The sequence below is a fragment of the Bacillus sp. JJ1764 genome, from assembly GCF_036962145.1.
Classification (GTDB): domain Bacteria; phylum Bacillota; class Bacilli; order Bacillales; family Cytobacillaceae; genus Neobacillus.
Genome location: NZ_JBALNY010000210.1, coordinates 3,459 through 4,150, shown reverse-complemented (window position 1 = coordinate 4,150; position 692 = coordinate 3,459). Strand labels below are relative to the sequence as shown.

Below are 692 nucleotides of genomic sequence, written 5' to 3'. Positions count from 1 at the left end.
ATTGTATATGTTATGAATTTGTGAAAGCTATAAAAATTTTTTTACAATTTAAATCCTTTTTTTTAATGATTTCGTTAACTTAGGTGGAGGTGAGGAAATAAAAAATAAGCAGGAATCCACTACTGGCATCCTGCTTATTTTTCTATTTAGTCGTATATTTCTCCCGAAGTGCTGTAACTCCCTCTTTGCAAACACCATAGGATAACCAGGAGCATCCTTTACAAATATAATCTAAATCATCAGCCTTTACTTTTTCAGCAGTAAGTTGAACTAAAAACGATTTATTATATACAGCCCCATCAATTAATTCTAGATGATGGATGACTTTATTATCCATGGAGAGTACATGCTCATTTGAACCAATGCTTGCTTCACAAGTGGATTTGCCTTTGTGTGGACAAACTGTACAGGTATCATCTAGTGCAGCAACTACTCTTATAGGAAAGTCCATGCGGTCATCCCTGATCTGTTCAACTACCTCTTTCATTTTTGCAATGAATTCAGGGCTATAGCCCATTCCTCGAAATCCGTGAACACATAATAAATGGTGGCCTCTTAACACCAAACTCAACCCGATCACCCCTTCTATTTGGAATTATATCAGTTTTTTTAAAATTTATGTTTGTAACAGATTCTGTGATTAGAAGATTTTATGTTTGATGACTTCTTCTTTATTTTTTGGCTGTGTTAAA

General features: G+C 34.2%; 1 protein-coding gene. It reads right to left on the bottom strand.

The window, feature by feature from the left end; translation table 11 throughout:
• Positions 1-142 precede the first annotated feature (142 nt).
• On the bottom strand, positions 143-517 hold the full coding sequence (locus V7083_RS22175; RefSeq protein WP_335482164.1) for a DUF1284 domain-containing protein: 375 nt from the start codon (positions 515-517) through the stop codon (positions 143-145).
• Positions 518-692 lie beyond the last annotated feature (175 nt).